Raw genomic sequence first — 1,400 nt, forward strand, 5'->3', positions numbered from 1 at the left:
GGGAGGGGCCGCGGGGGTCACCGTAGTCGAGGGCGGCGGTGGGCATCGCGCGGCCGGCCTCGCGCATCGCCCACAACCAGTCGCTGAGGGGGAACGAGGTGAGGTCGGGGACGCCGGACCGGAAGTCGGCGAGCAACGGGGTTGCGGCGGGCGGCGGTGTCCTGGGCGAGGGTGGTGGGCAGACGCCGGCCGCTACGGTGGTGGCCGCGCCGACACGGGTGACGAGATAGCCCTCGGCCTGGAGTTGGGCGTAGCACTCCTGGACCAGGCCGCGCGACAGGCCCAGCCGGGCGGAGAGCTCCCGGGAGGACGGCAGGCGCTCCCCGACGTCCAGGCGCCCGGTGCGAATGGCGTCCCTGATCTGCCGCTCCACCTGCGTGCGCAGACCCTCAGCACTCCCCCGGTCGACGACGAGTAACAGTTCCGGCGACAGACCGGACCACTCCAGAGGCATGGAAATGGAGCTTACCGGTGATCCGGTGGGATCCTAGTTTTGACGTCATGACCACAACTCCGTCCGCGCGGACCGTCGATGCCCGCCCACCGCTGGTGACCCGGCCGCTGCTGCTGCGCTTCGTGACCATGATCGGCGCGTCGGCGAGCTTCTTCCTGCTGCTGTCCGTCGTCCCGCTCTACGCGGAGGCGTCCGGCGGCGACGCGGGCCTTGCCACCGGGGCCCTGATGCTGGCCACGGTCCTGGGAGAGTTGGCCACACCGCGCCTCGTCGCACGGTTCGGCTACCGGGTGGCCCTGATGTCGGGGCTGGTGCTGCTGGGCGCACCCGCGCTGGTACTGACCGCCTCCGACAGTTTCGGCTGGATCGTGGCGGTCTGCTTCGTGCGCGGCCTGGGATTCGCGCTGACGGTGGTCGCGGGTGGTGCGCTGACCGCGGCGCTGATCCCTGCGGAGCGCCGCGGCGAGGGGCTGGCGCTGGCCGGCATCGTGTCGGGGGTGCCGTCGCTGGTGGCGCTGCCGCTCGGCGTCTGGCTGGCGCGCAGCGTCGGTTTCACCCCGGTCTGTGTGGCCGGCGGCCTGGTGGCGCTCGCCGCCGCCGTGGTGGTGCCGGGGCTGCCCGGACGGCAGCCATCGGTGGGCAAGGCGGTCGGAGTGGTCGCGGGCCTGCGGACAGGTCACCTGGCCCGGCCCGCCGTCGTGTTCGCGACGACCGCTCTGGGGGCCGGCGTCATCGTCACCTTCCTGCCGCTGGCCGTCCCGGCGTCGATGTCCGGACTGGTCGCCGGAGTGCTGTTCCTGCAACCGGCCGCAGCCACGGCGGCGCGGTGGTTCGCGGGACGGATCGGTGACCGTCGGGGGGTCGCCGGGCTGGTCCTGCCCGGATTGCTCCTGTCATCGGCCGGACTGCTCGTCACCGCGCTGACCGGCAGCACGGTGGCAGTACT

At 73.1% G+C, this 1,400-nt stretch carries 2 protein-coding genes; one reads left to right on the plus strand and one right to left on the minus strand.

Annotation, left to right across the window (positions count from 1 at the left end):
• Positions 1–454: GntR family transcriptional regulator (locus tag O3X23_RS39750; protein WP_269278812.1), on the minus strand; the 454-nt coding region annotated here is incomplete at its 3' end.
• Between the two features lie 47 nt (positions 455–501).
• Between O3X23_RS39750 and O3X23_RS39755 the strand changes: the two genes are divergently transcribed.
• On the plus strand, positions 502–1,400 hold an 899-nt coding region (locus O3X23_RS39755; protein WP_269278815.1), incomplete at its 3' end, for an MFS transporter.

The organism is Streptomyces sp. H39-S7, from assembly GCF_027158205.1.
Taxonomy (GTDB): domain Bacteria; phylum Actinomycetota; class Actinomycetes; order Streptomycetales; family Streptomycetaceae; genus Actinacidiphila.